Annotated in this window: 7 protein-coding genes; 1 reads left to right on the plus strand and 6 read right to left on the minus strand. The window is 74.1% G+C overall.

Annotation, left to right across the window (positions count from 1 at the left end):
* Positions 1 to 2 precede the first annotated feature (2 nt).
* The 3 genes from ACFVU7_RS44705 to ACFVU7_RS44715 form a co-directional block, all read right to left on the minus strand.
* Positions 3 to 968, minus strand: coding sequence for a phosphotransferase family protein (locus ACFVU7_RS44705; protein WP_388052435.1), 966 nt, complete (start codon positions 966 to 968; stop codon positions 3 to 5).
* A 32-nt stretch (positions 969 to 1,000) separates the two neighbouring features.
* On the minus strand, positions 1,001 to 2,164 hold the full coding sequence (locus ACFVU7_RS44710) for a HesA/MoeB/ThiF family protein (protein WP_388052437.1): 1,164 nt from the start codon (positions 2,162 to 2,164) through the stop codon (positions 1,001 to 1,003).
* Between the two features lie 90 nt (positions 2,165 to 2,254).
* The gene (locus ACFVU7_RS44715) at positions 2,255 to 2,377 is read right to left on the minus strand and encodes a hypothetical protein (RefSeq protein WP_375875626.1); all 123 of its coding nucleotides are present in this window, start codon (positions 2,375 to 2,377) and stop codon (positions 2,255 to 2,257) included.
* 185 nt (positions 2,378 to 2,562) lie between these two features.
* On the opposite strand from ACFVU7_RS44715, the gene ACFVU7_RS44720 reads away from it, so the two are divergent.
* Positions 2,563 to 3,873 carry a M14 family zinc carboxypeptidase gene (locus tag ACFVU7_RS44720; RefSeq protein WP_388052439.1) on the plus strand — a complete coding sequence of 437 codons (1,311 nt, stop codon included), beginning with the start codon at positions 2,563 to 2,565 and terminating at the stop codon, positions 3,871 to 3,873.
* 62 nt (positions 3,874 to 3,935) lie between these two features.
* Here the strand turns inward: ACFVU7_RS44720 and ACFVU7_RS44725 are convergent, their stop codons facing one another.
* The 3 genes from ACFVU7_RS44725 to ACFVU7_RS44735 all read right to left on the minus strand — a co-directional run bounded on the left by ACFVU7_RS44725 (position 3,936) and on the right by ACFVU7_RS44735 (position 5,742).
* On the minus strand, positions 3,936 to 4,502 hold the full coding sequence (locus tag ACFVU7_RS44725; protein ID WP_388052442.1) for a response regulator transcription factor: 567 nt from the start codon (positions 4,500 to 4,502) through the stop codon (positions 3,936 to 3,938).
* Between the two features lie 237 nt (positions 4,503 to 4,739).
* Positions 4,740 to 5,243 (minus strand): hypothetical protein, encoded by a 504-nt coding sequence (locus tag ACFVU7_RS44730; protein ID WP_388052444.1) that lies wholly within the window; start codon positions 5,241 to 5,243, stop codon positions 4,740 to 4,742.
* A gap of 13 nt (positions 5,244 to 5,256) precedes the next feature.
* Complete coding sequence (locus ACFVU7_RS44735) at positions 5,257 to 5,742, minus strand: hypothetical protein (RefSeq protein ID WP_388052446.1); 486 nt, start codon at positions 5,740 to 5,742, stop codon at positions 5,257 to 5,259.
* Positions 5,743 to 5,831: the final 89 nt, after the last annotated feature.

Genomic DNA, 5,831 nt, shown 5'->3' on the forward strand with positions numbered 1-5,831 from the left:
AGTCATCGTGCGGCCCCTGCCCCTGCGGCCTTCATGACGGCGGTGTTGCCGAGGTTCCAGTGCCAGGGGAAGCCCGGCAGCGGGTCGGTGAGGAGGGTGGCGAGCCGCAGGTCGGCTTCATGCTGCCAGTGGGGTTCGTCCCGTGCGTAGCCGGCGGCGGCCAGCCAGGCGCTCACCGCGAACGCGGGGGTGAGCGCGTGGTGGTAGGTGCGGCCGTCGGCGTGGCCGGTCACGTCGAGGCCGTAGGCGGCGGTGAAGGCCTGGTACTCGGCCGGGTCGGCTCCGTAGACGTCCCGGCGCCAGCCGTACGCGGCGAGGTCCCACAGGACCGGGCCGATGGCCATGCGCTCGAAGTCGATCAGGTGGGCGACGCCGTCGGCGGTGACGACGCAGTTGCCCGGGCCGGCGTCGCCGTGCAGCGGGGACATCGGGCCCGGCCATGCGGTGGTCTGCCAGGCCTCGCGGGCCGTGTGGAGGAGTTGGTGGAGGCGCCTGCGGTCTCGGGCCGATCCGGCCGGGAAGAGTTCATCGATGCCCGGGAACAGGCGGGTGAAGGGGTCGATGGCCGGCAGGCGCAGGCGCGGCCCGGTGGGCACCGGCAGTGCGTGGAGTCGGCGCAGCAACAGCGCGACCTGGCGCGGCGTGGCCGGGAGGGTGCTCGGGCCGAGGTCTTCGGTGACCAGCACGTAGACGGTCTCGTGCCCGGTGTCGTGGCGGTAGGGGTAGCGTTCCTCGCCGACGGGCCGGGGGGCCGGTATGCCGCGGTCCAGTACGTACCGCGCGGCCTGTGTCTCCCGGTACGCCTGCGCGAAGGTGGCGCCGGCGCCGCGGACCTTGGCGATGACCTTGCTGCCGGGCAGGCGCCAGGTGTGGTTCTTGCCCGGCTGGAGCAGCGTCGCTCCGGCGGAGTCCAGGTGGTGGCGCCGGGCGGCCGCGCGGACTGCCGCCAGGCTCTGTTCTGGTGTCAACGTTCGTCCCGTGGTCGGTCGTCCACCGCTGTTCAGCGGGCGGCGGGGGTCTTCTGCGAGATGGCCTGCGTGGTCTTGGGGTGGTAGTGGGAGCAGGAGGGGCAGTCGGGGTTGCGGGGGTAGGTGACGGCGCGGGGGGTCTGGTCGGCGGGGGCGATGAGGCTGTGCCGCTGGATGGTGCCCGTCGGGTTGGCGCTGCGGGTGCCGGTGAGGTGGGTGAGGGCGGCGTGGGCGGCGTAGGTGCCGGCCAGCAGTGCGCTGGTGGAGATGACGGGGTTTCCGAGCGGCCGGGGCAGGGCGGCGGCCAGGACCTCGCCGTGGGTGCCGGGCAGCCCGTAGGCGGTGGCGTCGAAGTGGCGCAGGCACTCCCAGCAGGGGCCGTCGCCGGTGCCCGGTGTGTAGAGGGCGGTGCCGATCAGCGGGCCGTGGTAGCCGGGGTCGATCCATGCGCAGGAGGTGGTCAGGGCGGCGCGGTTGGCGGTCAGGCGCAGGTGGTCGGGGTCGTCGGCGGCGAGGACGAGCAGGTCGCAGCGGCGCATCAGGCGCGCGAACTGCGCCTGGAAGGTGACCTGGTCGGGGTGCAGGACGACGTCGAGGTCGGGGTGGCGTTCCAGCAGGCGTTCGCGGGCGGCGTCGACCTTGTACCGGCCGATGTCGGAGCGGGTGTAGAGCAGCTGCCGGTTGAGGTTGGAGTCCTCGACGCGGTCGTGGTCGGCGAGGATCAGGCAGCCGATTCCGGCGCCGGCCAGGGCGGCCGCGGCGGTGAGGCCGACGCCGCCGATGCCGACGACGGTCACGACGGTGCGCGCCAGGATCTGCTGGATGTCCGCGCCGGTACGGCGGGGGTCCTGGTCGACCATCTCCCAGTACTCGATGCCGCGTTGGTGGAGTCGGGCGGTGCCGGAGTCCAGTCGCACGGCGGGGCGGGCCGCGGTGGCGTCGCGGACGTGTCCGGCCTCGGCGAGGTCGAGGAGCAGCCGCTCGACCTGGGCGGCCGGGACGTCGGGGTGACGGCTGGTGACCGCCCGGACGGCCTGGTCGGCGGTCAGGGTGCCGTCCAGGAGCTGCAGGAGGTGCAGGCGCCAGCCGCCGGGGTCGGGCAGGGTGCTCGCGAGGCCGGGCAGGGAGCCGATCTGGATCCGGCCGTCCGGTCGGGTCGTGGGCTGGTGCTCGGCGCGCAGGCGGGGGTGGCTCACGGTGGGCTCCTCGGGTCGAGGGCGAGGACGGGGCGGGGGCGGGGGCGGGGCCGGCGTGTCGCCGGGCCCGCCGCTGGTGGTGCCGGTGGGCTACTGGCCGGAGACGGTGCAGCCGAGCAGTTCGTGGGCGGCGGCCGGGCGCAGACCGCTGTCCTCGGTCTGCTCGGTGTCCTGCGGGTCGACGGCCACGGCGGTGGTGAGGGTGGTGTCCATGAGGCGTCCTCCTGAATTTTCTAAAGGGATGGTGGCGAATCAGCCGAGACCCATGAAAGCATTCACCAACTCGCCCCGGAAGGGTTTTCCGGGAATTTTCCGAAAGACTTTCCATGCCCTTTTCTGGGCAGCATTCAAATCCGGCCCGGAATGATTCTGGGCCGGTTTCGAGAAAGGGTTTAGAGGTGGCTGATTTCCTTTCCGGCCTGGATGACGCACTGGCCGGGTACGCGGAGCTGGTGCCGACGGGGGAACTGGTGCCCTCGGTGGAGGCGCTGACCGGGCGGTTGCGCGAGGTGGCCCGGCGCGCGCCGGGGTTGTGCCGGATGCGGCGGATCGGCAGTTCGCGGCAGGGGCGGGCGCTGGACGTGCTGTCGGTCGGCACGGGGCGGCGGCCGGTGCTGGTGGTCGGCGGCCCGCACCCGAACGAGCCGGTCGGCTATGCCACGATCGCGTTCCTGGCCGAGCTGACAGCGGCACGCCCGGAATTGCGCGACGGCATGTCGTGGCATTTCCTGCCATGCGTGGACCCGGACGGCGCCGCCCTGAACGAGGAATGGACGAGCGCCCCGCTCGACCTGCACACCGAGCACCGCCATTTCTTCCGCCCGGCCTTGGCGGAGCAGCCGGAATGGACTTTCCCCATCCCCTGGCGGGGCGGGGTCCACCGGTTCGGCCTGCCGGAGCAGCAGGCGCTGGCCGACCTGGTGGACGAGCTGGAGCCGACCGCCGTCGTGAGCCTGCACAACGCCGAGTTCGGCGAGCCCTTCTTCATTCTGAGCCGGGACGTTCCTGGCCTGGCGGCCCGCCTGGCCGCGGTCGCCGCGCGCAGCGGCCTGCCGGTCGGCGAGGCGCCTCCGTCGGACGTCGTCGGCTGGCCGGTCCTCGGCGACGGCGTCTACCGCATGCCGCCGATCGAGGAGTTGCTGATCCGCGACCACGACCGGCAGGCCCCGGCGTACGGCGCGCACCTGACCCACTACGCCGCCCGGCACGGGTCGCTCACCCTGCTGCCGGAAGTCCCCCGCTGGCACGCGGCCACGCGCTTCCACGACGGCCCGCCGACGGCCCTGACCGCCTTGGCCCGGGCCCTGACCGGGGAGAGCGAGGAGGTACAGCGGTTGCTGGAGCAGGCCGGCCCTCACGACGACGCGTTCGCGCGCGCCGCCGCCGACACCCTGGCGGTGGCCGACTCCGTCACCCGCGCCTGGCTGCGGCGGGCCGAGGACACCGCCCCGGTCACGGGGGTGGAGCTGGCCGAGGCCCACTACGCCCGGGTCGTCCTGACGCTGCGCTCGACCGCGATGGCCCTGCGCTCCGCCACCGAGGCGCAGCCCGGCCGGGCGGCACCGCACGTCCGCGAGCGGCTGGAGGCGGTGCTGGCCGAGCGCGCCGAGCGCTGCCGGCGGCGGCTGCGCATCCGGCCGGTGGAGCTGCGCCGTCTGGTGGCGGTGCAGGCCTGCGCGGCGCTGGCGGCCGCCGCCCTCACCCGGTAGCCCCCGGCGCGCGGCCCAGGGTGCTTCGCTCCACACGGTCGTCCGGCGTGGCCGGGGGCGGTTCACGACGCGCCCCGGGCCGCGCAGGACGGGCACGGCACGGCGGTGGCGTTCAGGACCGGGGGCGTCACTCCGTGGAGCCGGTAGACCGCTGCCGGGTTCCACGAGACACGCATCCGGGAGCGGACGATGGCCAGGTGCCTGGCGACCGCGTGCTTCGAGAAGTTCCTGCTCCTGGCGATCTGGGTGCGGCTGTTGCCGTCCGCCAGGGCCTGGAACGAGGTCAGCACGGTGTCGGTGATCTCCCTCTTCAGCGTGGCCCGGCGCGGGACCAGCAGTCCCGTCCGGCAGCCGATGTCGATCATCTGCGGCGTGGTCGCCGCACCGAGCTTCTGACGGAGCGCGGCGAGGCGCCTGCGGACGGCGTGCTCGGAGACATCGGTACGGGCCGCGATCTCCACGCCGCTCAGGTCGGCGGCGACCAGCGCCATCACCTCGCGCTCCTGCGGCGTGAGGTCGGTGTAGTGCCCGCACCGGCGCACCCGCGGCTCCCCGACCACCGGCACCCGGTGGTCGGGGGCGGGCGCCCGAGGAGGCATCTGGACAACTTCGGCCGACGTGCGGCGCATCAGGGTCGTGCCTTTCCGGCCCGCCCTCCGGGCAGGCCCTCACGCTCGATCGTTGACGGGCTGGGGCCGACCGTCCCCAGGGGGCGCAGCGGCACCACCCTGCGCGCGCCCGCGCCTGGGGACGGTCAGCGTGGGATCGGCCGTCGCCGATCCCGTTCCTGGCCGGGCCGTCCGGCGGGAGTGAAACGGCCGGGCCAGGGGCCCGCTACGGCCCAGGCGGCCGGTCGTAGCGGGGGTTCAGGGGTGGTCGTGGCGCAGGCGGGCGCAGGCGCGCCGCAGGGCCACGGCCAGGTCTGCGGGATCCGTCGGTCTTCGTTCGCCGTCCGGCAGGACGAGCCAGCTCCGTCCGCCGAGCCGCTGCATGCCGGGGGCGGGCATCGCGACCGACAGGGGCTCGCGGCCCTCTGCGGGGCGGCCGATCAGCCGGGTCTGCGGCATGTCCCACGCCGTGTCCGCCCGGATCGTGACCAGGAACTCGACGCACCCCTCGGCGCGGTTGTGCAGGACCGGGCCGACCGGCACGTCGGCGTGCCACAGGTCCGCCAGCGCGGCCCGGCCCGTCCGCACGTCGCCGACCCGCACGACGTTGAAGACCTCGCCGGTCTCGATGGCGGCGAGCCGGCCCGCCTTCCACTGGTCCATGGCCGCTTGCGGGTCCCGGTTGGCGGAGGCGAGCCAGGCCGCACCGAGGTTGAAGTTCGGGGCGGCCGATCGGAGTCGGCCGCTTCGCGTGTACGTCATGGGGTCGTTCCCGTCAGGCCGGGCAGAGCAGGTCGTGGATCGCCGTCCCGGGCTCGGTGCGAGCGGCCGGGGTGGCGTTGACGATGTAGACGACGGTGCCGTGGGTGATCGCGATCGCGTGGGACCGGCCCTTGGCGAGGTCGTCGGCCGCCCGCCCCTCGGCGGACGGGGCGTCCAGCCACAGCAGCTGCTCGTCGCCCTCGGGAAGGCCGAGTTCGTCGGCGAGCGCCTCGACCCGCTCGCGCAGCACCCTGACGGCCAGGCGCACACTGCCCGCACCGCCGCTCCAGAGCATGATCGGCTGCCCGTACCGGTAGTAGGCGGTGACCGTGCACCAGAACGGCACCGGCGACGTCCAGGGACGCGCCCGGACGAAGACATCCTCGGCGGCCACCTGGTGGTGCTGCGGCGCGGCGGGCCGCGACCGGTTCGGCGCGGTCCTGCGCCGACGGCCGGACGCGGGCCAGCCGAAGACCTGGGCAAGTTTGCTGAGTTTCACCGCGTGGCTCCCGTGTCGTCGGCGAGAACGCTCGCCCATACCTTCTTCGTCGTGGCCGTCGTCACCACTCCCACGGCGAGCGCCAGGCG

Source organism: Kitasatospora sp. NPDC058046, assembly GCF_042885595.1.
In the GTDB taxonomy this organism is placed as follows: domain Bacteria; phylum Actinomycetota; class Actinomycetes; order Streptomycetales; family Streptomycetaceae; genus Kitasatospora.